General features: G+C 52.2%; 11 protein-coding genes. 3 read left to right on the forward strand and 8 right to left on the reverse strand.

The features are described 5' to 3' along the window. Window positions 1–46 precede the first annotated feature (46 nt). Entirely contained in the window at window positions 47–985 is a 939-nt protein-coding gene (gene mdh, locus BM030_RS17290; RefSeq protein WP_090974865.1) for a malate dehydrogenase, read from the forward strand. A gap of 3 nt (window positions 986–988) precedes the next feature. Continuing rightward, window positions 989–1438 carry an aspartyl protease family protein gene (locus BM030_RS17295; RefSeq protein ID WP_090974866.1) on the forward strand — a complete coding sequence of 150 codons (450 nt, stop codon included), beginning with the start codon at window positions 989–991 and terminating at the stop codon, window positions 1436–1438. Window positions 1439–1756: 318 nt separating this feature from the next. On the opposite strand, the gene BM030_RS17300 is transcribed toward BM030_RS17295, so the two are convergent. From BM030_RS17300 to rbsK, 5 genes are all read right to left on the reverse strand, one after another. After that, entirely contained in the window at window positions 1757–2773 is a 1017-nt protein-coding gene (locus tag BM030_RS17300) for a nucleoside hydrolase (protein ID WP_170845804.1), read from the reverse strand. Window positions 2774–2837: 64 nt separating this feature from the next. Continuing rightward, the gene (locus tag BM030_RS17305) at window positions 2838–4832 is read right to left on the reverse strand and encodes a RagB/SusD family nutrient uptake outer membrane protein (protein ID WP_090974868.1); all 1995 of its coding nucleotides are present in this window, start codon (window positions 4830–4832) and stop codon (window positions 2838–2840) included. 11 nt (window positions 4833–4843) lie between these two features. Next, window positions 4844–8107, reverse strand: a complete 3264-nt coding sequence (locus BM030_RS17310) for a SusC/RagA family TonB-linked outer membrane protein (RefSeq protein ID WP_211657649.1) — start codon at window positions 8105–8107, stop codon at window positions 4844–4846. Between the two features lie 43 nt (window positions 8108–8150). Further along, entirely contained in the window at window positions 8151–9155 is a 1005-nt protein-coding gene (locus BM030_RS17315) for a GRP family sugar transporter (protein ID WP_090974869.1), read from the reverse strand. A 34-nt stretch (window positions 9156–9189) separates the two neighbouring features. Continuing rightward, entirely contained in the window at window positions 9190–10113 is a 924-nt protein-coding gene (gene rbsK, locus BM030_RS17320) for a ribokinase (protein ID WP_090974870.1), read from the reverse strand. Between the two features lie 195 nt (window positions 10114–10308). On the opposite strand from rbsK, the gene BM030_RS17325 reads away from it, so the two are divergent. Further along, window positions 10309–11793, forward strand: coding sequence for a hypothetical protein (locus tag BM030_RS17325; RefSeq protein ID WP_090974871.1), 1485 nt, complete (start codon window positions 10309–10311; stop codon window positions 11791–11793). A 5-nt stretch (window positions 11794–11798) separates the two neighbouring features. Here BM030_RS17325 and BM030_RS17330 read toward each other — a convergent pair whose 3' ends face one another. The 3 genes from BM030_RS17330 to BM030_RS17340 all read right to left on the reverse strand — a co-directional run bounded on the left by BM030_RS17330 (window position 11799) and on the right by BM030_RS17340 (window position 26474). After that, a complete protein-coding gene (locus BM030_RS17330) occupies window positions 11799–13727 on the reverse strand; it encodes an OmpA family protein (protein ID WP_090974872.1) in 1929 nt (642 codons plus the stop codon). A gap of 51 nt (window positions 13728–13778) precedes the next feature. Beyond that, complete coding sequence (locus tag BM030_RS17335; protein ID WP_090974873.1) at window positions 13779–14741, reverse strand: PorP/SprF family type IX secretion system membrane protein; 963 nt, start codon at window positions 14739–14741, stop codon at window positions 13779–13781. 81 nt (window positions 14742–14822) lie between these two features. Further along, window positions 14823–26474, reverse strand: coding sequence for an Ig-like domain-containing protein (locus BM030_RS17340; RefSeq protein WP_211657650.1), 11652 nt, complete (start codon window positions 26472–26474; stop codon window positions 14823–14825). Window positions 26475–26525: the final 51 nt, after the last annotated feature.

Consider the following 26525-nt stretch of genomic DNA (forward strand, 5'->3'; position numbering starts at 1 on the left):
AGCTACGTTCGACGAATACAGTGTTAAACTAAATAACGTAAAATTTATGAAGATAACTGTCGTAGGTGCCGGTGCGGTAGGCGCCACTACTGCTGACAACATTGTCCGCAAGGAACTCGCAGAAGAAGTTGTTTTACTGGACATCAAGGAAGGCCTGGCCGAAGGTAAAGCCCAAGACATGTCACAAACGGCTGCTTTGCTGGGTTTTGACTCAAAAATCATTGGGGTAACCAACGACTACGCCCAAACCGCCGGTTCGGCCGTAGCTGTGATTACCTCGGGCATACCGCGCAAGCCCGGCATGACCCGGGAAGAGCTTATCGGCACCAATGCCAATATTGTGCGGAACGTTGCGGAAAACCTGTTGAAACATTCCCCGGAAGTCATTCTAGTGGTGGTTTCCAATCCGATGGATACCATGACCTATCTGGCACTCAAGGCGACCGGACTTCCCAAACACCGGATTATCGGCATGGGTGGGACGCTGGATTCTTCCCGCTTTAGATACCAACTGAGCCTGCGTCTCGGCGCTTCGCCGGCCGATCTCAACGCCATCGTCATCGGCGGACATGGCGACACCACGATGATACCGCTCATCAAACACGCTACCTGGAACAGCGTGCCTGTCACCCAGTTTCTATCGGCCGAAGAACAGCAGCAAATCGTTGCTGATACCATGGTTGGGGGGGCAACACTCACCAAACTCATCGGTACATCAGCCTGGTACGCCCCAGGGGCGTCCAGCGCAGCGGTGGTAGAAAGCATTATACGCGATCAGAAAAAACTCTTCACGGCCTCCGTTTACCTGGAAGGCGAATATGGGCAGCACGACATCAACCTGGGTGTACCGGTTGTCCTCGGCAAAACCGGCTGGGAACGCATCCTTGATTTGCCGCTCGATGAAGAAGAAAAAGCGGCATTTGCCAAGAGTGCCGATGCCGTACGTAACATGAATAATGTATTGAAGGAGATAGGGGCACTGTAACTGATGGTATACGTTCCCCTTACCTTGCTCAACTTGCAAGACGATGGCTTCCACTTATTGCTGGAAGTCATTGTTTTTGGTAAGTCATTCAAAGCCGTACTGGACACCGGAGCCTCCAAAACCGTATTTGACAAGGGTATCGTGGAAGCTTACCTCCACGAAGACATGGTGCTGCAGCATACCGATATGGTATCAACCGGGTTGGGCACAACATCCATGCAAAGCTTCATCCTGCGTGTTCCGGACCTCCAAATCGGCGCACTTCAACTGACTGGCTATGACGTGGCCGTACTGGACCTTTCCACCATAAACTATGCCTATCAGCAACTCGATATTGAACCGGTGATAGGCGTAGTTGGAGGTGATATCCTTACCAGGTATGGCGGGGTCATCAATTACAGCAGGCGCACATTGGCATTGCGGAAACGTCCGATGGTTGACTTATCCGGCTAAGGCGTGAGCTGCTCAAAGTAAAATATCCCTTAGTCCCCCGGTTCAAATTCCATCCAGAAAATAACTGGATCATCAGTTCTCCTGGATCTTTACCCGTATGCGCGAAATAGTGCATTCTGGTTACAAGACTAAGATCCCCATCTCCATCCATATCAATCAAGGACAAGGCGCGCACTCGGAAAAACTACGCTTTGGGTGGCCAATTCAGTCTGCGATCGGTCATTGGCCGAAATATTCTTTTTAAAAACCAACATTAGGAGAACAGCAAAGGGCAAGAAGTGCCACTTTGCTGTTTTAAAGTTATTAATCTATCCGGCGTCAATCCGCGGGTACATGTGCCATCAGCTTCTCGATGCTTTCCGCTATGCGGCCATACGGATATTTGTGGCTCACGAAATAATGCCCTGCATCCGTTTCCGGATCCCAAGTGCCATAGCCATCTTCGCGAACAGTGAGCCTTCCTGGGCCATTCACATAGAAATATTTTGACGGCTCCCGCACGGCGCACAGGACGGCCGTCTGATCCCACGATTGCCGGTTCGTTTCCCCTTCTTTCGTATAGGTTTTCAGATTATAAGCGTAAGCCTGGGCTGCAGGGCTATCATCCGGCCCTTCCTGTGCCAGCCTGCCGCCTGTACGTATTCTGTCGCCGATTTCAAAACCGCTGAACAAGATCGGCTTCGGCCATTTACGAAGTGCATTTACGGATGCTGCCGCATGCTTATCCAGGTTAAACTCAAAACCTTCGGGGAAAGAACCCGCCATAGCCACCCATTGCTTCGCCTTGGCTTTTACCAGATCGACGCCATTCAGTTCAGAATGCTCATCGGCCGGTGATTCCAACAGGTCGCTGATATTTGACAGAAACCCAACGGTGACAATGGTTACGCTGTTGTCCGGCTGAGCCGCTAATACCTTCCGGTATACGCTGACTGCGCTGGGATAAGTTTTTGATTGCAGTTCCGGCGCGAACCGATTTACAAGGGTATCATTCCAGCCGTTCGGCGCGGTGAAATCAGGTGCTGCAGCCGACGGGATTCCGATCGGCAGGCTGTCACGTTTGAAATACCGGTTAAACACCTCGATCGTCGGCGCAATAAGTGGGTGGCCATCGCTGGATACCGTGGCCAAAATTTCACATTCGCCACTATCAGCTAACGCATGCAAAATGGTAATCGCGCCCACATCATCGTAGTCTGGCCCCATATCCGTGTCGAAAATGATCTTCGGAATACTTGCAGGTGTGCCATCCGGCAATTGACGCTCATTGGAGCAGCCGCCCAGGGCTACAAACCCCAGGGCGACGGCAACGGCTTTATAATTTAGTTGGTTCATAATAATTAGCAATATGATTATATAAAACATTTCAATTCCTTCCATGAAGATATCGCACCAAAGATTATTGCGGCGTCCCCCCTGCCTCCAATGGCCAGCCCGGATTCTGGTAAATCGGCGACTCCTGCAGATTGCCATCTGATGTATTGATAAAATGCTGAATCGCTATCGGCGCAAGGTAATGTGCCATATGCCAACGATAGCCGTTATAGGCAATGTTGTTTGGCGAAATCCGGTATGGTTGGAGATACTTTCCAAACGAAGGGTGAGACACATTAACCCCTGGGGCTAATATGGAAATACCATTGGCATCTCTGTAGCAGTCCCATTCGGGATACAAAACGCTGTACAAATCGATTCCCTCAACATGATAAGGATCATGGATCAGCTGATCCATTGACCTCCAACGCTTAATGTCCATCATCCGTAGTCCTTCAGCCATCAATTCACACCGCCGCTCCCTGCGGATGTTAAACAGCAAAGGGTCAACCAACTGACCGGACGAATAGGCGCCCCAGTCGGTTTTGCCCTCCTCAGCCATGTTGGTCAATCCCGTGGTGTAAAGGTAATCCTCGTTGATTTTGGCCCGTTGGCGAATCTTTTTCCAGTAATTGTCGGCGATACCGTCCAAGCTACCGTTTTTTTCATAACACGCCTCGATGTAATTTAGATAAGCCTCCGATGCCCGGAACACAATGGAGCCAATCGTACTCTCCAAAAATTGTGTGTGTTTTCCGTTAAAATTCAAGCCCTTGCGGATGGCGTAGCCCGTTGTATACTTCTCATCGCCCGTGGTGGCAATCAGGTTGGGGCAAGGCTCGTATTCATATCCGTGGGACCCGGGCGGTGTATGCAGATTGCGATCGCCCGGCTTCTTTACAAACAGCTGGGCACGCGTATCCCTGTTTTTGGTAATGTGAGTTAGCTCTTCGTCCCCCCAATAAGACGTGTTTTCGTCCATTTTAGCCGGCGACGCATAAATCGGCTTTCCATCCTGCATAATAAACGCATTGATCATGCTTCGGGTAGTCCCGACACCAGAATTGGCCCGCGAAGCATCTGACCCTACGCTGTTGGTTACCATGCCCACACTATATTTCCTCCACAACAGCACTTCGCTGTACCCTTCCATGTTTTCGTCACTGAACATATTAAAATACGGATTGACGGGATCGGTGGGATGATGTTGGTAGGTCCCTGTATTTTCGACCAGCGGTACCGCATCAGCCACCACGCTGGCAGCAACCATGGCCTCTGAGAGGAAAAAGTCGATTTCTCCGTCGATCGAACCGGATGGAAACTGATACGCCGAATTATAATCTTTGACTGCCCCCGGCCAACCGGTACCGCCGGGTACAAATGCGGTGCCCCTGAAATACTTGAGCCAAGTACCCTCGAATAGTGCAACCCGCGACTTAAAAAGGTACGCAGCGAGCTTGTTTAACCGGTTTTTCCCGCCATTAGGCGGTACGTCGTTCAACAGATCAATGGCACGATCTAAATCCTCGAGGATAAACCGGGCCACCTCGTTCCGCGGACGCCGTTTGCTCGCTTCGGTCAACGCACCATGCTCATCAGGCAAAATTTCGGTAATGATCGGAAAATCACCCAGGGCCTGCAGTTTCTGAAAATAAGCGAAAGCTCTCATGAAATATACTTCTCCCAGGTAATGGTTAATGGCACCCGGATTTCCAGCAATCTCATTACGCGCTACCTTGGGCACAACCTGCTGAAGAAAATAGTTGCAGCGATAAAGCAAGGCAAAATCCCAATCGCCACCGGTTTGTTCGACACGCGATTGGCCCGGTGCATACATCGGACTCGGATACATACCGGCCATATTATCGGTATGGTTATCAAACGTAAATGTCCCATAGCCCCATTGATCATGCGTAGGCAGCATATCGTATAAACCGATAGCATAGCTTGCCAGATTCGCCTCATTGGAAAGATACTGTTCGGGCGTCACTTCAGCAAGCGGCTCCCTATCCAGAAATTTATTGCATCCGGCAAACAGCAAACTCCATATAATAATGATGGTTTTAAGCGTTCTCTTCATAACGTTCACATTTAAAAATTAGCATTTAACCCGAACGACCACACTTTTGCCAACGGGTACACATTACCCCCCGTCGACCCGAACACCGTTTCGGGATCGAATATTTTGGTCAGCCTGGTAAACGTGGCCAGGTTTTCACCCGAAAGGGAAATACGGAAGTTCTTAATCCCAATCTTACTGGTAAGTTGGTTAGGGAAGGTATACCCGATCTGGGCATTTTTCAGGCGCAGGTAAGAAGCGTCTTGCAAATACCGGGTTTGAGCTTGTTGATTCTTTCCTGTACCGAACAATGCCCTGGGATAATAGGCATCCAAGTTAAGTCCCAATGCATGCTCTGGATCATCGCGGAAATAATCCAGGTGTTCGTCAAATACCGTTGAAAACCATGGTCCCTGCGCGCCGTCGATTCCCCAAAAATAGTAGCTGGACTGGAACATGTCGCGCTTCAGCACGCCCTGGAAAAATAACCGGACGTCTATACCTTTCCAGTCAGCCGTCAAATCGGCACCGAACGAATAACGTGGCGATTCATTACCGATGATGCGCAAATCGCCCGAATCATCGGCCGTATTGGCCCCCCAATCGATTTTCCCGTCGCCATTGACATCCACATACATGATGTCTCCGGCATCCCAATAGCCCCCCAATGCCCCTTGCCCGCCATTGGGCAGCGCTGCCAGGTGCTCATCCATTTCCTGTTTGGTACGGGCGATCCCTTTGGTGGTGTATCCCCATATTTCACCCATCTCCTGCCCCACACGGTAACGGCTCAGGCTGTTAGTAGGGTTTGAATACCGGGTGATAACAGTACGGGAATCCGAAAGCAGGAGTCTCGCGCCATAACCTAACCCACGTTGCGTACGGTCGCGCCAGGCCAATTCCAGCTCAAAACCATTTGTTCTCAAGTCAGTGTTATTCGTTACCGGCACCGGAGTACCCAAAATGACCGGCAGCTCCGGAGCAGGGCCAACCATATTGCGCGTATTCCGTTGGTAAACATCTGCCGAAAAGTTCAGCCTGCCGCCGAACATTTCCATGTCGAGCCCTCCGTTATAGGTGACGATGTCTTCCCATGTCAGCGAAGTGCTGATAAGCCCCGGTGCGTGCGCTACCGTAGGCTGCAATCCATTAATCAGCCAAGGCCCAGATGCTACTGCGATGTTCATCACGGTATAGGTGGGGTAGATGTTCCACGTATTCTGATTACCAAGGCTACCATACGATGCCCGCAGTTTCAGCGCGCCGATGTGCTTTCGGGCCGGCTCAAAGAACGCTTCATTGGCAATATTCCACCCTGCCGAAAAAGAGGGAAATAATCCCCAACGCGCATCTGACCGGAACCTCGATGTGCCATCATACCTGAGGTTTGCCTCAAACAGGTATTTCTCGTCATAGTTGTAGTTGAGCCGACCGAAAATACCGACGGTGGCCCAATCGCTGTATGCGCCCCATATCGAAGGAGGGATAGGCATGCCATCAGCGCCGAGACCAGTCGTCGTGTTCAACGCAGGAAGACCCGGCACCATCAATCCCACACGGCTTCCTCCGAAATCGCGGTAGCGGTTGTCCTCAGCCTGCGCGCCCACCATAAACTTGGTATAATGCTTTTCTGCAAATGTGCGCTCATAGTCGGCGTACGCATTGATGTTGAGGTAGTTGTTTTTAACAACCGATTCCTGCGCGGAGGTATTCGGATTCCAGAAGTTTCCCCTGCTTACACCATCAACCGCTATCTGGTGAACGGTCAACACATGCTGGTGATACAAGTAAGTGTTTGTGCGATAGTTCACTTCTCCGACCATGCGCATACCTTCGGTTGGGCGGACAACAAGCTGCAACTGCTGATAGAGCCAATCTTCCTCGTGCCGCGCGCGCCCGCCCCTATCCATATTCAGCACATGGTCGTCAAAAAGGTGGCCATTCGGATCGTACAGGGGCTTGGTCGGCCAGGCTTGCCTGGCCAGATCCCAGAAAAGCCCATCGGAAAGATGCCTTGGCCGCTCAAAATTTTCGCGGATGAAACGGACATTGTAACTCACGGATAACTTATCCGACACGTCGGCCCCCACCTTCCCGGTCGCCGTAAACCGTCCGTATGAGTCGCTCCCATAATTGAGCAGTCCACTCTGGTTCAGGTAATTGGACGACAAATAGTAATTTATTTTATTCATTCCGCCGGATAGACTGACATTATGCTCTTGCGATGGCGCGTTTTTCCGGAAAAAAACGTCATAATAGTTGATGTTGTCGTTACCGAAATCGTAGCCATCGCCCCATAGCCGGGGATTGCCGGGGTTTGGCACCGTCGTAGCCGTTATCCTCCCTTCCATATAATCCAAGATACGCTGCATCCGTTCGGGATTGAACCGGTCGCCCCACCCAGCGGCTACTGACGCGTCATTGAACATCGTGGCAAAACGGTAAGAATTGGCCATATTCGGCATGCTAATCGGTGAACTGTACCGGAAGCTGTTGTTATAGTTGATAGCAGGGCTTCCAGCCTTCCCTTTTTTCGTGGTAATCAAAATAACGCCGAACGGTGCCCTTGACCCGTAAATAGATGATGCGGCGGCATCTTTCAATACCGATATCGACTCGATGTCCTGCGGATTGACCGTTTTCAAATCGGCTTCCATACCGTCGATAAGCACCAGAGCCCCGCCGCTGCTTCCTTCGCCGATTGTCGCGACCCCCCGGATGTTAATGTTTGCACGGCGATCGAGCGATCCCCCATTGGCGTTATCGATGTTAAGCCCGGGCACCAGCCCCTGTAATGCTTGGGTTACGTTCTGCACAGGCCGGTTTTGCAGGGCCTCGTTATCCAATACGCCCACAGATCCCGTTAAGTTGACCTTCTTCTGTTGTCCAAAACCGACGATAACCACTTCATCGAGGGAACTGGTTGACAATTGAAGCACGACCGCTATGTCCCTATCCGCACTGACCACGTAGGTCTGTGTTTCAAACCCTAAGGAAGAAAATTGTAACGTATCTCCGGCAGAGGCTGGGATGGAAAAACGACCATGCTCATCGGTCTGTGCCGTTGCACTCTTTTCACCATTTTTTACCGTAACACCGCTAAGCGCGTTTCCTTCATTGTCCTTCACTGAACCAGTAATGTGTTCCTGCATTGATGCCATGTGTACCATACGTCCCCCGCCGGGAGGGGCGGGCTTGGCGACTACGCAGTTAGCCAGCTGTGCCACCAGCACCATCAGCAAGACAAGACGCTGATCAGTGAGGCCTGTAATCATCTTGTTGGTTAAAATTTTCATATCATTCGACTATAATTAGTTCATTTGTTAAGCATTCATACGGTCAGATTCCTGATGCAATAACTAGCCCCAATCCCGTCACAAACAGCACGAACATTATTGCTACCAGTACATTTACGGTGTTAGAGCCGCCCTTGAATTCTTTCCAGATAAGCACGCCCCATAATGCTGCGACCAGCGTAGCACCTTGCCCCAAGCCATAAGAGATGGCCGGGCCCGCCTTTCCGGCAGCAATGAGATTGAACAGATTTCCTACACCCCAGATACAGCCACCGAGAATCCCTACGAGATGAACTCCAAAACGCCCCTTAACGTAGTCTATGTACCGGACAGGAGTTCCCTCCAACGGCCGCCGCATCAATACCGTGTTGAACAGCAGGTTGCTCACCACAATGCCCCCAGCGAACACCACGAAAGCCGTATAGGGCGTCATCTTTCCCGGTGCCGGCGACACAAAATCTTCCAGATCCATGCCTGCAGCGATAAACGGGTAAAAGGTGGACATCAACACACCAGCAACAACGGATACGCCTATCCATTTGCCCACGCCTATCTTGCCCGAGCTGCCAGCGTGCCTGCTGTAAGCGACGGCATTGAGGACAATCGCTAAGGTCACCAAAGCAACACCGCAAAAGAGCAACACAGGATCGCCCTTGCTAAGCATTAAGTAGTTGATCAGCACACCAATAACCAACGCCAGGCCTATCCCCACCGGAAATGCCACGGCCATGCCCGCCCCCGCAATGGCCGCTGTGAGCAGGATATTGGCAAGGTTGAATACCACCCCGCCAATGAATGCGCTACGGATATTGGCAGCGTCGGCTTGGGCAAGGTCGTCTAAAAATGGTCTACCCGATTCACCGATACTTCCCATCGTAAAGGCGCCGATGAGTGCCAAGAGAAATATGCCCCACACATAATCCCAATAGAACAGCTCAAAACGCCATCGATGCTGCACCAGCTTCTGCGTGTTGGCCCAAGACCCCCAGCAAAGCATCGTGATGATGCAGAACAGGACCGCCAACCCATAATTTTCTACGATAAACATAATTTGATTTTTAAATTGGTTTCTACCTTCGTAACTATCGTTGTGCCATGCTGCTCAACAACACTTCGTTGCGGAATGGGATAGACGATTGTGCGCCCATCCGTGTAACCGCAATGGAGGCCGCCCTGCAGGCGAAAGCAGTTGCTTCCGTCAGCCCCTTACCTTCCGCAACAGCCACAGCCAGCGCGCCATTGAACACATCCCCTGCCGCCGTGGAGTCTACCGTTTCGACTACTGGCGCGGGAATATGAGAAAACACTCCGTCCTCCAGTAACACCGCACCACCCTTACCTAAGGTCACAATGACGTGTTTTACACCTTGGCTATGGATTACATCGGCGGCCTGTCGTGCACTTGGGATATCGGTGATCCGTACGCCCGATAACATTTCCGCTTCATGGATGTTCGGTGTGATAATATCAACCAAGTGAAACATGTTCGGTACTGCATGGTTGGCAGGTGCCGGATTCAGAATTACTTGCATGCCCCGCTGCCGCGCATGACGGGACGCAAACTCAACAGTATGCATGGGTATCTCCAACTGCACGAGCAGGATTTTTGCGTCAGCGTAGGTGCCTAACACCTTCTCTACATCTTCAGGTTCCAGGTGTGCATTGGCGCCCGGAGCCACCACAATGCTGTTTTCTCCCCGGTCGTCTACGGTGATCAGTGCAATGCCGGACGGGCTATCACTGTCAGATAATATGCCATTGGTATCCACCCCCTCTTCATCGAACAGTTGTGACGACTGTTTACCGAAAATATCATCGCCAATCTTGCCGATGAAGGTGACGTTTCCACCTAAACGGGCAACAGCGACTGCCTGATTGGCTCCTTTGCCACCCGGATTCATTAAAAAAGAACCACCTAATACAGTTTCGCCGGGTTGGGGAATGTGGCTTGTTTTTACCACCATATCCATGTTCATACTTCCTACCACGATAATCCGATTGCTCATATAACTGGCTAAAAAATGGAAATTGGTCTATAATTCATGTCAAAAGTAATTGGAAAGCACTACAAAAATTGACCATTTATTTGTGTTTCTATGAATTTTAAAACGAATATTATTAAAACTAAAAATAGGTTATGCTTTAAAATCAATAATTTAACAAACTATTTTTATCTTAGTACCTAACCAGTGATAACTATCATGCTCACATTGGAATTAGAAAAACTTATCAACTCATTATCCGGCCCAGAAAAAAAAACATTTAAACTCCATTGCGCTAAACTTCAAGGGCCGAAAGACTATTTAACCCTGTTTGATTTAGCTACTGAACAAGCCAGCGGAGACAATCAGCCCCTTAAGCAACGATTTAAAGAGCGATACCCCACAAAATCCTTCGAGAATACCTCAAACTATTTATACAAAGTACTTACAGACGTACTGGTTCAGATACGGATTGAGCAAGACACATGGTACCAGCAACACCAGAGCCTGATGAAAGCGAGGTTGTGTTTCGAGCGTTCTATCCCTGATAGGGCCCGCAAAGAGTTACAAAAAGCGTTTAAACTGGCATCGGGAAATCAAAACCACGCTATGGCGTACCAAGCAGCCCGGATGGAGCTTACTGCACTCACAGACATGGGCTTTCCGGGCGTCACAGAGCAGCAGCTTGTGGACAAACAGATGAAGGCTAAACATCTCCTACAACTACTGCGGCAGTTGCACGAGCATTTCGCGTTGTACGAACTGCTAAGCCACCGGCTTACCAAGGGTGCATTCAATGTAGATGGGAAGCAGGACAAATGGGTAAATGACCTTGTCTTAAGCGAATTGAGTCTAACCACCCGCGGCAGCAGGCACCAATTTGAACCCCAAAAGCTGCATCTCCTATTCCAATCCTTCTTTTTCATCCATACTGGCGATTACCGTTCAGCCCTCCGTATATTCAACGACCTAAACCGGTTAATCGAAACCAACGAGTCCATGTGGGATTATCCACCTTATGACTATCTGTCAGCGTTGGATGGTATATTGGATAGCTTGAGAAGCATTGGCTACTATCAAGAGATGGTGCTTTTTATTGATAAAGTAGCAATGCTGGCAAAAAGGGCATATCCAGATCACTTCAAAAGCCTAGCGGTACTCACTTTTCAAGTGTATAAACTGAATATGCATCTTGGTTTGGGGAGCTACGATACAGCCGTTCAGTGGATTACTGCGAACAATGGAGAACGGCACCAACTGTCAATCATGAACAGCCATGAAAAACAATTGGAATACGCATACTTTGAAGGACTTACCTATTTCGTTACCAAACAATGGCACAAGGCCAACCGGTGCCTTCGCCGCCTCCTTACTAACGACAGGCAAGACGCTAGGTTTCCGGTGTATCGGGCTGGTCGGCTACTCTACGTTCTGTTGCGCTACGAGCAGGATGAGATGGCCTACCTCGAATACGAGATACGATCGTATAAACGAGCTTTTGGCAAGCTGGGAAAAGCCTATAAAGTCGAAAAATTGATATTCAATACCATATCAATGGATCCCAAGCGCCGGGGTAACGCATGGAAAGCCTCCACACGAAAAAAGATAGCTGCTCAAGTGCACGACATTCGCAAAGAAAAAAAGGAGCTACAGCTCCTTAAATTCTTCCGTTATGATAACTGGGTGCTCAGTAAGTACGAATAGCGTTATCAATTCCCTATGACAAAAAACTCCACGCGCCTGTTCCACTGGTGTTCCTCTTCGGTACATTTTACGCCTTTGGCACAGTGATTGGCCAACTTTGTAAATCCGTAGCCTTTTGCCACCAAGCGATCCCTGGAAATACCCTTTTGCACCAAGTACTCCACCGCAGAGTCGGCCCGCCGCTGAGTCAGCTTCATGTTGTAGTCGTGGCTTCCCCTCGAATCGGCGTGTGCGCTGAGTTCAATCCGGGCGGATGGATCACTGTTCAGGAATGCAGCAATCTTATCCAGCTCAAGCGCCGCGTCTGGACGGATATCGGCCTTGTCGAAATCAAAATAGATGTTACGGAGCACCACTACCTCCCTAACTTCCACCGGCGCCAAATAGATATCCCTTTTTAGCGTTGTGCTGCTATCGAGTCCCTTCGTAGAGAACGACAAAGGCGTGAACGGCCGGAAGCCTGTTTGTTCAGCAGTAAGGGTATAGTCCGTGTTTTCCGCCAAATTAAACTTGAATTTACCGTCGGCGCCTGCATGTACCACCACCACGTCGGCCTCGTTACCGACCGGAGTGAGTGCTACACGTGCTCCTGTGACCGGAAGCTTGGTCTTCTCATTATACACCCCTCCCTCCAGATCAATTTGCACGACCTTATTCAGGTTAAACCAATAGATATCGTCAGCCCCCTGTCCGCCGCTCCTGTTGGACGCCATATAGCCTTCAAGTTCTTTATCAAACCGGATAGAAAAGTCGTCGTAAGGCGAATTAAAAGGGAAACCGAGATTAACAGCCCTTGTTGCACTGCCGTTTCTGGTTAACCGATATACATCCAATCCGCCCATACCCAAATGGCCATCTGAAGAAAAATAGAAATCGCCTTTATCATCAATACTGGGAAACCTTTCATTCCCGGAGGTATTGACACCGGCCCCCATGTTGACCGCATCGCCCCAGCTTCCGTCTGCCTGGCGCACCACATAATATATATCGGTGCCGCCGTGGCCGTCGGGCATATCCGACACGAAATATAGCGTGTCGCCCGAAACACTCAGGAACGGATCTCCCACAGACCACTTGGTCGCATTGTTATAGCGAAAGGGAGTCGCATTTTCACCCCAGTTAGCGGCATCCAATGTGTTGGAAAAAATCTCGATATTGACGGTCACATCCTTTCCTGCATTACGCCGCTCTTCCCGGGTCAGTTTACGGGTTACTGCGAAATAGACCTCATTACGTTTATTCGAAAATGTAGCTGGGCCAAAGTGATTGGCGCCATCGCCCCAACGCGCATCTATTTTGCTCACCGCATTATCCTTGAACCGATACATAGAAAGGTAAGGATTACCGGTCCAACCGTAAATCACGTCAGGTTGGTCGGCTCCATCAAACCGGTCGGAAGCAAAATAAAACCCATCCGGCCCCTTTGTTGCGCCGAAGTCAGCCTGCGGGCTGTTGACCGCGCGGTGGTTTCTTATTTCGACCGACTTCACTGGATTTTCTACCCATACAATAGCCGAATCGCATGAAGCGTACAATACCTCCAGCTCCTGCGGCGTGATGATTCCCTCCGCCTTTAGCGCTACCCGCTGGTATTGTGCTTTAGCCTCTCTGAACTTTGAATTATTGCGAAGCACGTGTCCATACATCAAAACATGCGCAATCTTTGCTTCATCGTGATTGGCCAATCGCGCATACCATGTCTCCGCTTCCCGGTAATTCCGTATATTATAATACGACTCGGCAAGGCGTTCGGCAGTGCGTATATCCGGTTTCGTTTCATACGCACGCTGGTAAAGTTCAATCGCCTTGATGAAATTGAACGCGTCGAATTCTCGGTCAGCAGATTTCAGCAAGGAATACTGCGCGTGAAGCGGTATGGCCGCCAGCAGGCACAGTCCCAAGATCAAATTAACCTTATTGTTGAAAAATTTCATGTATCGGTATTATTTTGGTGATGGATCAGCATTGATTTAAACAGCATCATATCAGAAATAACGCGGCGTGCGCACCCGTTGTGTTCCCTTAATCAACGAGTAGCCCAATGATATTTCATGCGTACTTCCTACCTGATTACTTATCTTATTAAGCGCATAATCGAAGGAATACCCTATACGGAACTGACCCGCTGCAACGAATTCAGCAAGCGCAATGACGGAATTCGGTCTCCTCAGTCCATCACTCAGCCGCTGTCCGTTTGAAAGTGCCGTCCGGTACGAGAGTCCGAGGGTAAACTGATCCGCAAAGATTGCCGCAGCATTAAAATCGGTTGTCCAAGCACGTCTCCCTGCGTTATGCGCGGTTTTAACCAGAACAGAAGGTTTCAGCAAAATGTCGGTTGCCAACGGAACGATCCCTCCTCCGTTAAAATAATACTGGGTAACCGGAGGGATACGAGTACTACTATTGCCTTCATTGAATATCAGGTTCGAAATGAGGTTATCTACGCCAACGCCGGCAAAAAACCTGCTGGTAGAATAATGGATACCGAAACGTGCATCGGGCAAAAACGAATTTTCGATATTTACTGCCTCCGGATCAGTTGTTCGAGCACGGGCATTATCAAAACCGGAATGAATGACCCCCAATCCCAATCCAAACGCTAGCCTATCCTCGGGATCCCACCCTACTCTCAGTCGATATGCATAGTTGGCATACGCGTAAATACGCTTCTCCAATCCCACGCGATCACTCATCAAATTAAATCCCAACCCCACGTTATCACTTGCCGCGCGCATATCTGCCGCCAAGGCCAGTGTTTGCGGACCGTCGGGCATACCCGTCCACTGCGATCGGAAATAAGTATGGAAATTAACGGGTCCCCGATAACCGGCGTACGCTGGGTTAATATACAGGCCGTTGAACATGTATTGGCTGTATTGTGCCACCTGCTGGGCAGACACTTGAGCAGTCGAGGCAGTTATCAGTAATAGAAAAAAATACTTCTTCATGTCGTTATCTTTTATTCGATATGGTCAAAACAGCATATTTTAAGAACCTGCCGGACCGTGAAGCCCGGCAGGTTACTTCATTTAACGGCCTGTCACTCTAATGATGGCCACTGCCCCTTTATAAGTCCGCCATTCACCGTTGTTATTACCGCGAACGCGCAGGATATAGTAGTAGGTACCCTCGGCGAGTGAGCCACCGTCCCAATCATTATTATAGTTCGTGCTCTTGTACACCTGATTACCCCACCTGTTGAGTATCAACAATTCCCTGCCTTGGTATTGCATCAGATTTTTGATGACAAACCGATCATTCAGTCCGTCGCCGTTCGGTGTGAACAAGTTCGGGATCTCCAGGGCGGCATCCACTGGGATAGGATTGGTCTCATCCTCATCATCCGGGTCTTCATCTTCCGGATCACGACCTGGGCTCCACACGGCGATACCATTGGTAATGGTTCCCGTTGCTGTTTCGGCTACCGTTGCTGTTACCCGAACCACAATCGTTGCACCTACATCTACCGTACCGGTTGTGGTAATGGTTGCTTGGTTGCCCGAACCGCTTATGGTTGCCGCTCCCGATACGATTTCATAACCCGTAACCGTAACGCCAGCTCCTGGACGTTCTTCCAGTGCGATTTGCCTATCGGCCGCTATTGACATCGGACCGTTATTGGTAATGGTCACCGTAAAGGTGGTAGACTGCCCTGCCGTTACCAGCGACTGGTCGGCAACTTTCTCGATAGTGAGCGTGTATGGCCGATCTACAGGTATCTCCGGTGTCTCATCTTCATCGTCTTCATCTTCCGTATCCGGGTTCCTGTCGGGAGCCCATACTGCAATACCGTTGGTAATGGTCGTTCCGGCAGGCGCAGTAACATCCGCACTTACCACTACCGTGATAGTACCTCCACTTGGTATAGCGGACGTTGCTGTCAGCTCCGCAGCGTTACCAGTACCTGCCACTGTCGCATTACCTGCTGTTACCTCGTAACCTGTGATGACAACGCCATTTCCAGGATGTTCCCTCAAGCTGATTACCTGGCCTGCGGCAATGGTTGACGGACCGTTGTTCGTAACGGTTACCGTAAACGAAGTACTTCCGCCAGATATTACACGCGCATCATCAGCCACTTTGGTAATGCTCAGGGCGTAGTTGCGATCAACCGGAATTTCCGGCGTATCATCCTCGTCGTCCGGAGTATCATCGTCAGGGTCTTTATCCGGACCCCAGACGCTGATGCCGTTGGTGATGGTAGCAGGCGCATCCGCATCGATAGCTGCCGTCACTTTCACTACGATGGTTTCACCCACCGCGATAGCTTCCGTAGTGGCAACTGTTGCACTATTGGCATCGCCGCTGATGGTTGCATTACCAGAGGTTACTGCATAACCGGTTATCGTTACTCCTTGACCTGGCCGTTCGCGCAATGCCAGTTGTTTGTTGCTTGCAATCGGCGACGGTCCGTTGTTCGTAATCGTTATTGTAAATGTAGTGGTCTCTCCGGCCACTACCCGGCTTTGATCGGCCACTTTGGTGACGCTCAATTGCGATACCGGTATGGGCACCACGGGATCGTCCGGTGTATCCTCGTTGTTGTCCTTATCCGGGTCATGCTCGTCGCCCGTCACGCTTGCGTAGTTAATGTAATCACCGGCCGCCAGTACACGTGCCGTGATGGTCAGCGTCTGGCTTGCGCCATTGGCCAGGTTACCCACAGCCCAGGTGCCTGCAGCCGCATCGAACGTGCCAACCGTAGCCGTAGCGCTCACGTAAGTGTAGCCTGTCGGAAGCTCGTCCGTAACCACCACACCTGTAGCGTCACTCGGCCCGTTGTTGGTCACGACAACCGTAAAGACCACGTTGTCGCCAACGTATGGGGTGATATTATCCACTGTCTTGACAATGGCAAGGTCGGTCACCGGAACCGGTACCACCGGATCGTCCGGTGTATCCTCGTTGTTGTCCTTATCCGGGTCATGCTCGTCGCCCGTTACGCTTGCGTAGTTAATGTAATCACCGGCCGCCAGTACACGTGCCGTGATGGTCAGCGTCTGGCTTGCGCCATTGGCCAGGTTACCCACAGCCCAGGTGCCTGCAGCCGCATCGAACGTGCCAACCGTAGCTGTAGCGCTCACGTAAGTGTAGCCTGTCGGAAGCTCGTCCGTAACCACCACGCCTGTGGCCGCACCCGGCCCATTATTGGTGACGGTGATGGTGAACACCACGTTGTCTCCAACATATGGATTGGTGTTATCCACTGTTTTCACCACAGCCAAATCTGTACAGACTCGCGCGGTGAAGGTTACCGAAGTTCTGTCGGCGGCCGGCGTTTCACAAACGCCGTTGCCGCTTACACCAACATAGTAAGTATGCGTACCAGCAGCAATACCGGCCAATACAAGCTCTCCGTTTGCTCCTCCTGATACCGGGTTTCCTGCGGCATCATACCAATGGAATACCGGATCCGCAATACCAGCACCCACGGCCAATGTTGCCCGCAACGTAACGTTGCCTCCGGCGTCGATGCAGACATTTCCAGTTGCATCAGCGCCCGCTACGGTGATACCGTCGATGGCATCGGCGGCGGCGTTCGGGTTAACCGTTACCGTAAGCTCGGCAGCCGTGTTCGGCGCATTCTCGCACACGCCATCGCCGCTTACCGTCACATAGTAGGTCGTCGTTACAGACGGCGACACCGTCAGGTCAGTAATCTCCGTGGTCAACGCCGCATCCGCATAGAACCGGAATACAGCATTCGCAACCGCGCTCGTCGCTGAAAGCGTAACGCTCTCGCCCGCACAGATGGTCGCGTCGTTCACCGTGATGTCCCCTGCAGTGGCACGCGGGGTAACCGTTACCGTAAGCTCGGCAGCCGTGTTCGGCGCATTCTCGCACACGCCATCGCCGCTTACCGTCACATAATAGGTCGTCGTTACAGACGGCGACACCGTCAGGTCAGTAATCTCCGTGGTCAACGCCGCATCCGCATAGAACCGGAAGACAGCGTCCGCAACCGCGCTCGTCGCCGAAAGCGTAACGCTCTCGCCCGCACAGATGGTCGCGTCGTTCACCGTGATGTCCCCTGCAGTGGCACGCGGGGTAACCGTTACCGTAAGCTCGGCAGCCGTGTTCGGCGCATTCTCGCACACGCCGTCGCCGCTTACCGTCACATAATAGGTCGTCGTTACAGATGGCGACACCGTCAGGTCAGTAATCTCCGTGGTCAACGCCGCATCCGCATAGAACCGGAATACAGCATTCGCAACCGCGCTCGTCGCTGAAAGCGTAACGCTCTCGCCCGCACAGATGGTCGCGTCGTTCACCGTGATGTCCCCTGCAGTGGCACGCGGGGTAACCGTTACCGTAAGCTCGGCAGCCGTGTTCGGCGCATTCTCGCACACGCCGTCGCCGCTCACCGTCACATAGTAGGTCGTCGTTGCAGACGGCGACACCGTCAGGTCAGTAATCTCCGTGGTCAACGCCGCATCCGCATAGAACCGGAAGACAGCGTCCGCAACCGCGCTCGTCGCCGAAAGCGTAACGCTCTCGCCCGCACAGATGGTCGCGTCGTTTACCGTAATGTCCCCTGCCGTGGCACGCGGGGTAACCGTTACCGTAAGCTCGGCAGCCGTGTTCGGCGCATTCTCGCACACGCCGTCGCCGCTTACCGTCACATAATAGGTCGTCGTTACAGACGGCGACACCGTCAGGTCAGTAATCTCCGTGGTCAATGCCGCATCCGCATAGAACCGGAAGACAGCGTCCGCAACCGCGCTCGTCGCCGAAAGCGTAACGCTCTCGCCGGCACAGATGGTCGCGTCGTTCACCGTAATGTCCCCTGCAGTGGCACGCGGCGTAACCGTTACCGTCACTTCCTTCGCATCGCCAACCATATTCTCGCATCCCGCGGCACCCGACTTAACCGTAACATAATATGTCGTGGTAGTCGCAGGCGACACCGTCAGGTCAGTAATCTCCGTGGTCAACGCCGCATCGGCGTACCAAGTAAATACCGGATCCGTAACCGCGCTGCCCGACGCCAACGTAGCCGACAAGGTAAAGCTTTCGCCTGCACAAATCGCAGCCCCATCAGCCACGATATCAGCCGCTGTCGGCGCAGCGATCACCCTTACCCTTACCGGTATACGATCCGGGTCGGGGCAGTGTGAAGCCGCGTCAACAATTTCAATATAATAAGTATAGTTACCTGCCGTTGCTGTCGGAACGACGAAGTCACTGCCTTCATGAAGGAGCGTTCCGCCAGCATCGTACCAGCGCAGGTATGTACCTGCAGCCGGTTCAGCGTTCAATGTATAGTTTTCACCTTGGCAAAGTTCCAGTGGATCCGGAATACTTGGCAACGTCGGTGAAGCCTGGTGAATTTCAGCACCGTAGATATCCACGCTTGTCAGCAATGTGGCAATACCCGCAGTATTACGTACCTCAATGCGATCAAACGCCCCCGGAGCCGGAACCCGTACCATACCACGCGAGCCAGAAAGCAGTGTAACGCGTAGCAACGGATCATTACCGCTGAACGTAGCCACAGCCGAACCACCGTTATACAGTGTAAAGCTAAGCCCTCCCAATATGCTCACGTCGGCCAGACCACCCGGCACGGCTATATCGACATGTACCGTATCTCCGCCTTTGCCTGCATGGCTGAACTGCAATCTTTGATAAACCGAGCCATCCAGCAGACCAACAGGGATCGACAAGCGCGTATAATTATTGCGATCGGCATCCACAGCATGCGTCGGGTTAAGCACGGCGCACAGTACACAAAGTCCATCGGCACCATGCGACTCGGCGTTGGCCACATAGCAATCATCCGGCGCGGTAGGCGGTGCGGTAACGTGCAACACCACCTCGGTGGCCGCAGACGCACACGGACCCGCTTCAACCACCACATAATACGTAAACGTACCTACGGCAGCGGATGAAGGCACGAAGCTCTCACCGCTATGCACCGCCGTAGTCAGGCCAGCATCGCTGTACCATACCACCGAGCCGGAAGTAACTCCTACCGCCTGGAATGGAGCGACTGTTCCGCCAACCACTACATATTGAACCGGCGGCGTTACGACAGGAGCCTCAGGAACTTCAGTCACTGTAACCGCAACCGCAGTAAGGTCGCCTGCCTCGTTCTCGCAGAAATCTTCGCTTGATACGCTTACATAATAAGTATATGTACCCGCAACCAGACCACTCAACGTTAACACGCCATCCGCGTCAACACCGCTGGTTATTTCGGTTGTCTTGTTTGCATCAGCATACCAACGGAACACCGGAGTGCCCGTAAGCGTAGTAGCAGGAGTCAGCACGGTGCTGCCCGGCGCACAGAGATCTGTAGTTCCCGAAACCGTCACATCACTGGCCGTTGCAAACGGGTTCACAGTAACAGTAACAGCCGTACGGGTAGCGCTCACGCACCCGCCGGTACCGACCGCCTCCACATAATACGTTGCGCTCGCTGTTACGCCAGTTAACGGATACGTTATGCCGGTATGCAACAGCGAACCTCCCGAAGCCGCATCGTACCAATTATACGTCAGGTTCGATTGCGGACTTTGCACCGCCAGCGTTACATCATCACCGGGGCAAACCGCCACAGCGGGCACCACGGGTGTCGACAGTGCGTCCCCGATAGCCACCTCAACTGCGGCCAAGTCTCCTCCTACGTTTTCGCAAACGTCATCGCCCGACAGCTGTACATAGTATGTCGGATTAGCGCCATCGGCCAATCCACTGACGGTCAGTGTACCGATGCCAACCGTATATGTAACTCCACCAACGGTACCATCGCTGATTGGCTGTGTACCCGCAGCATCGAAGTACCAGTTGAACACCGGATTGGAAATTGTAAGCCCGCCGGCAATAGCAGCCGTAATGACCACATCTTCGCCGGAACATTGGCTAACGACAGCAGGCACGGAAATATCGGCGGCGGTAATCTGGCGCTGCACGATAACGCTGACCTCAGCCGCATTGCCCGGTGCATTTTCGCAAACCGTAGCACTCTGTACGGTCACGTAGTAAGTATGTACACCTACCGCCAACGCATCACCTAAGTCATACGCTGCTCCGGTAAACAACAGATCAGTCAATTGCTCATCGCTGTACCAGTTGAATACCGGACTGTCGGTTACCGTAGAACTGGTTGCATTAAGTACCGCATTTTCGCCGAAGCATACCACGATGTCAGCAGCGTCGATATCGGCAGGAGTACCATTTGCTTTAACCGTCACGGTAATAGGCGTACGCTCACCTATCTCACAGCTGCCAAACCGAACCGTTTGTACATAAAGCGTATGCGTGCCCGCTGGCAGCGCCGTGATATCCGCCACGGTATTGCCAGCCGCTGTGGTATAGATGGTATATGCTGTACAATCGTCCGGATCAATAGTAATATCCTCACCAGCACAGATTTCGAACGTATTATCGTTATTCGGACCGGTGACCACGGCGGGAACGGTACGGCTTACCTCATGTATCCGTAATTCATCCACTACGCTTGCGATACCACCGTACAGAATCTTAATCCGGTCGAACGGTACATCAGCCGTATAGGTAATCCGGCCTTCCTGGCCACCGGGCAGCAACTCAATGCGCAGCAGACTCGGGTTATTATGTACCGGATCGCCTGCGGCAGTGTTGCCCAGATATGGTTGTATGGTAAACGATTCGAGCAGCCCTGCGGTCAGTACCGACCCAGGCTTGCTGAAGCGAATCGACACCGTATCGCCTGCCAGGGCGGGCATGGCATAAGCAACTTCCAGTTTGGTCAGCGCGTTTACCCCAACATTATTCCGCAATGTCGCGAACGTTGCTTCATCGCCATCGGCAGCAGCACGCGGGTTTTCCACGCCGGCAAGGCCAGTTAATACATTGGCGATGCCCAATGGGAACTCAACGCCCTCCAGCACATCCCGGACACCGTCCGGATTGCTGCAATCCGGCGTTCCGGCCTGATGATAATAAGCATTGTAAATACGTGCCGATTGAGCAGCGTTAAGCACAGCAGACAACGCAACTTTCACACCGCGATAGTTGCCGGTTGGCGCGAAAGTATATTCAAATACATTCAAGCCATTGACCACCGAAGCCAGGTTCGGATCAACCCACTGTCTGCCACCTACCGGATTGCCGGCACCGTCTACCGCTTGTACATACAGGCCACCGATTACACCGGCCGCACCATATTCCTTCGCCAGCTTCACCGTAACCGGTGTACCGGCAGGGATATCGCTGTTCCAGGTGAGCGTCTGAGAGGTTTCTCCGGTCAGCCCAAGCAACGAGGTAGACAGCAACTCCGCTATCGTGGAATATGTAGTGACATCAGCCGAAGCCGCATTCTGCGGGTTATCCACACTGCCCAGTGTAACCAATCCCAGCAGGCTTGCCACCGTTCCGTTGTTAGCTGCCGTATTGTAGACGCGGTCAAACACCGGCGGACATTCGCCTTCGTTGTATACATTGATAACTACGGTTACAGCGGACGAGCAGCCGCCGCGGGTAGCTACCAACGTATAGGAATATACACCTGCCGTGCTGAACGGCCCGAATGCGGTGCCGTTGAAGTTATTGCCGTTACCGTCTACCCACTGGTAGGTAACGCCAGCCTCTACGGTATATGTCGGTACCGGAACGGACTGGCCAACCTCGATGGCGTACGTCAACGGGCCATTCAGGCTAACCACCGGCGATTCCGTTACGGTAACCGTGACACCCGCGGATGCCGGACTGACGCAGTCGCCGTCCACGGCAATTACCGTATACACACCGGCTTGCGTCGCCAACAGCGTGCGCTCAGTGGCACCCGGTATTTCAGTGCCGTCCAGGAACCATTGATATCCCGGTGCTGTAGTAGCTACCAGTTCCACGCTACTTCCCTGGCAAATCGTCAGATCTCCACTTGCAGAAATAGACGGAGCAGTAATGGCAGCGCGTACCACCACTTCGACAGCCGCCGAAGCAGGGCTGCTACAGCCGGAAGTATTGACAACGACAACCGTATAGTTGCCGGATTCATTTGCTTCAAATGTATTAGATGGTCCATTTTGTACCTCGACTCCAGCCTGATACCAGATATAGCTATCTGCTCCGGGAGTGGCGGTCAACGTAACCGTTTCACCTGCGCACACCGTTGCATCACCGGTAACGGTGATGGTAGCTGCTTCCGGCCGTGGATTTACCGTTACGGTAACTTCGGCCGGCGCACCGTTAAAGCAGTAGCCCACGCCTTCCACCACGACATAGTAAGTTGCCGTCGCGGTGGGTGTCACCTCCACAGACAAGCCCGTAAGCGGTGTCCCGGTACGTCCCGGATTGGTATACCATTTCACCATCGACGCGTCTATACCCGCAGGCACAGCAGCAGTTAAGGTGACTGTTTCGCCGACGCAAATGGACTGATCGACTGACAATGTGATATCCGAAGCCACCACTTCATCGCAGCTGGTCGGCATATTGAAGTCGGCCGTTTCCGTAACGTCGTCGGTATCATCGGCGTTGCGGTAGGTCACCGTTGCCGTATTATCAATCGTGGGTATGCTTGCGTCAATAGCGCCGACCGTAACCTTATAGGTAAACGTGCGCGTCTCGCCCACCGCCAAGGCGACCGGTCCGAAATCAACGGCTGTTCCGTTCAATGAACCGCCTGATCCGGCCACATAAGCTGTGTTGGCCGGCACCAGACCGGATACATTAACTCCGGTCAATGCCTTATTACCCGTATTCTCAACCGTGATGGTATACGTAATTTCGTCGCCTTCAGCTGCTTGGCCGCTGTTGGTGCCATTGCTAACGCCGGTCAATGAAATATCAGCATCGTGAACAGGGGTAACATCAATGACTGTACCCGTACCCGCCGAGACGTCCGGATCCGTCGGAGTGCTATTATCTACCGGCGGATACGACTCTACCGGTGTCTCGCCCGGCACCGTCACCATAGCCACATTGCGGATAGCGTCTATACCGGTGAGGTCACGGTTAACCAAAACATTGAATGTTAATCCCGTGGAAGTAGCTCCTACTTCCAATGAAGGTATGGTGAATGTCACCGTACCGGCATCATGTGTACCTCCAGAAACCCAGGTTACGCCAGCCGGCAACTGATCGGAAACCGCTATATTAGTAAGCCTTTGGTTACCCGTATTCCGCACGTAGACGGTGTAGGCGATGGTTTCTCCCCCACTTACGCTGGTGATTGCCGGATTAAACGCGGTTGCCGGCGGAACCGCCACAGCATAGCTTTTCCAGCTTACCACGGTGTTTACCTGTTCAACAGGCACCACGGTCTCGCGGTCTCCGCTTTCATCCGGCCCGTCATTTGCGGCATTCGGCGGCCAGGTCTGCTGACCCGGATCATCCGGTCCGCTCTTCACGGTAGCCACATTGGAAATTTCGGTAACACCGGTAAGATCGTCGTCCACCCGCACTTTGAATGACACCGTTATTGTTTCGCCGGCAGGAACATTCAGATCAGCGAACGTAACCACTCCATTATCGTGCGTACCGTCGGCATCGACAGACACAAAGGTTGTGTGATCCGGAACAGCGCCGGTAACCGTCAATCCCGTTGCATCGGTCGTTGTACTGTTATTCCGGATATGGATAGTATATGTAATTTCCTCACCACCACGTACCGACGTTTGGTCGGCCGACATCCACGTGTCAAGGTCAAGCAGCGCCAAATTCGTAGCTGCACTCGCCGGCGATGCACAAAGGCCAATGGCTACTGCGGTATAGGCACCTTCGTCTGCGGAAGCGAAATCGGCTATCGTCAAGGTAGCCCCTGTTTCTCCGTCAAGTGAGACACCGTCTTTGAACCATTGATAAGTAGTGCCCGTCGCATAATCCGCAGCATTGGTAATTTCGAGTGTCACGCTTGTTCCAGCAGCGACTAATTGATTACCCGTAGGCGCCACAACCGGAGCCACCGGCGGTTCGCTTACGACAACCGTCAGGATACCCCGGCCCAATGATTCACAACCGTAGCGTACAGGCTGAATCCACAACGTGTGCGTGCCTGCAGCCAACGCTGCGATATCCACTTCGCTGCCACCGAATGGCTGGTCATATATTTTATAAGTCGTACCGCAATCTGCAGGCAGTCCACTCAAGTCAACCGTTCCACCCACACAAATCTCAACGGAATTCAATGCCGGATTCGGCGTTCCGGGCAGTTGGGTAGCCCCTTTGCGGGACACTTCGTATATCCGCAGTGACTCCAGGACACTTGCCGTACCTCCGTAAGTAATGCGTACGCGATCGAAGGGAACGTCGGCCGGAACCGTCACTACACTGAAGCTTGATCCAGCGAGGAGTCGCAGGCGCAACAAGCTCGGATCAACCACAACGGGATCTTCTACGGGGATATTTCCGAAGAACCGTTGGATCCGGAATTCGCCCAATAGGTTCAGGTCTATCAGTGATCCAGGTTCACCGAATACAATCTGCAAACTATCCGTAGCCAAAGAAGGCGTCGCAAAGGCAACCTCCAATTTGCTATAAGCCGCAACACCGGCTATATTCTGCAGCGTGGCATACGTTGCCAAATCGCGATCTGCCGCCCCTTCCGGATTATTCACGCCGATAAGGCCGGTAAGCGCATTGAGGTTCAAGAGCTGCTCTTCATAACCACCATATACATCAATGACATCCCCGCCCGAACAATCGGCTGTTCCGATATTATGGTAATAGGCACCGTAAACCCGCACAGATTGAACCGCGTTGACCAGTGAACTCATGATCACCTTGACACCACTATAAGCCGTAGCGGAGCCCGAGCTTCCGGTTGGCACGAACGTATATTCAAATACGTTCAACCCGTTTACCACTGCGGCCAGGTTCGGATCCACCGCAACCCTTGGCCCTACTTCATTTCCGGCGGCGTCTACCGGCGCGACATAAATATTACCCACGACAGACGCAACACCATATTCACGGCCCAGTTTCACTGTTACCGGCGTACCGGCATTTACTGCAGTGTTCCACGTCAGCGTCTGTGAAGTTTCACCGGTCAGCCCCAGAACATTCAACGTTTCATTCAATGTAGCGTAGGTTGATATGTCACCGTCGGCGGCGGCATTTGCATTATCCACCGAACCCAATGGGATGCCAAGCAGACTGGTCGTTGTATGCGATTGACCGGTATTGTATTCACGGATAAACGCTGGCGGGCAGCCGTCACCGCTTACAATGACGACAACCGCAGCAACCGATTGACAGCCAGCATTGGACGTTGCCACCACGTAAAACGGATATACACCTGCCATAGGGAAAGTATGGGCGCCTGAAGGCGTGTATGCGTTTCCTTCATGGTCGTACCACTGTATACTGGTTGTGGCTACATTGGTCACCGATGCGGTAGGCAAGGTTACACTTCCGCCCGGTGCGATAACATAAGTCGTTGGCCCGTTGAATGTGATTTCCGGATAAGCATTTACCGTAGCCGTTACAGCCACCCTTGGCGAGATGCAACCCGTAACCTTATCGACCGCCTCTATATAATAAGTTCCGCCCGTTGTCACTACAGAGGTGCCCAGTGGTGTACCTCCTGTTGGGACGCTATAATAATGATAATCGTAATAATCGGGCTGATAATTCGTGATAGCACCAACGAGGTCCACGCTGCCGCATCCGGTCAGTATTTCAGCCAGTTCGCTTGCATCTTCAATTAGGGAAACGCGCGGTAAGCGGCTTACCTCATAAACGCGTAAGGATGTCAACGCCGTAACCGTGTTGTCAAAACGAAGTTCAACCCTGTCAAAAGGGTTGTC

Source organism: Parapedobacter composti (genome assembly GCF_900112315.1).
GTDB lineage: Bacteria > Bacteroidota > Bacteroidia > Sphingobacteriales > Sphingobacteriaceae > Parapedobacter > Parapedobacter composti.

Bases quoted from the DNA above. Each gene is read 5' to 3' on its own strand.
- mdh (WP_090974865.1), top strand. From the start codon at position 47: ATGAAGATAACTGTCGTAGGTGCCGGTGCGGTAGGCGCCACTACTGCT.
- BM030_RS17295 (WP_090974866.1), top strand. From the start codon at position 989: ATGGTATACGTTCCCCTTACCTTGCTCAACTTGCAAGACGATGGCTTC.
- BM030_RS17300 (WP_170845804.1), bottom strand. From the start codon at position 2,773: ATGAACCAACTAAATTATAAAGCCGTTGCCGTCGCCCTGGGGTTTGTA.
- BM030_RS17305 (WP_090974868.1), bottom strand. From the start codon at position 4,832: ATGAAGAGAACGCTTAAAACCATCATTATTATATGGAGTTTGCTGTTT.
- BM030_RS17310 (WP_211657649.1), bottom strand. From the start codon at position 8,107: ATGAAAATTTTAACCAACAAGATGATTACAGGCCTCACTGATCAGCGT.
- BM030_RS17315 (WP_090974869.1), bottom strand. From the start codon at position 9,155: ATGTTTATCGTAGAAAATTATGGGTTGGCGGTCCTGTTCTGCATCATC.
- rbsK (WP_090974870.1), bottom strand. From the start codon at position 10,113: ATGAGCAATCGGATTATCGTGGTAGGAAGTATGAACATGGATATGGTG.
- BM030_RS17325 (WP_090974871.1), top strand. From the start codon at position 10,309: ATGCTCACATTGGAATTAGAAAAACTTATCAACTCATTATCCGGCCCA.
- BM030_RS17330 (WP_090974872.1), bottom strand. From the start codon at position 13,727: ATGAAATTTTTCAACAATAAGGTTAATTTGATCTTGGGACTGTGCCTG.
- BM030_RS17335 (WP_090974873.1), bottom strand. From the start codon at position 14,741: ATGAAGAAGTATTTTTTTCTATTACTGATAACTGCCTCGACTGCTCAA.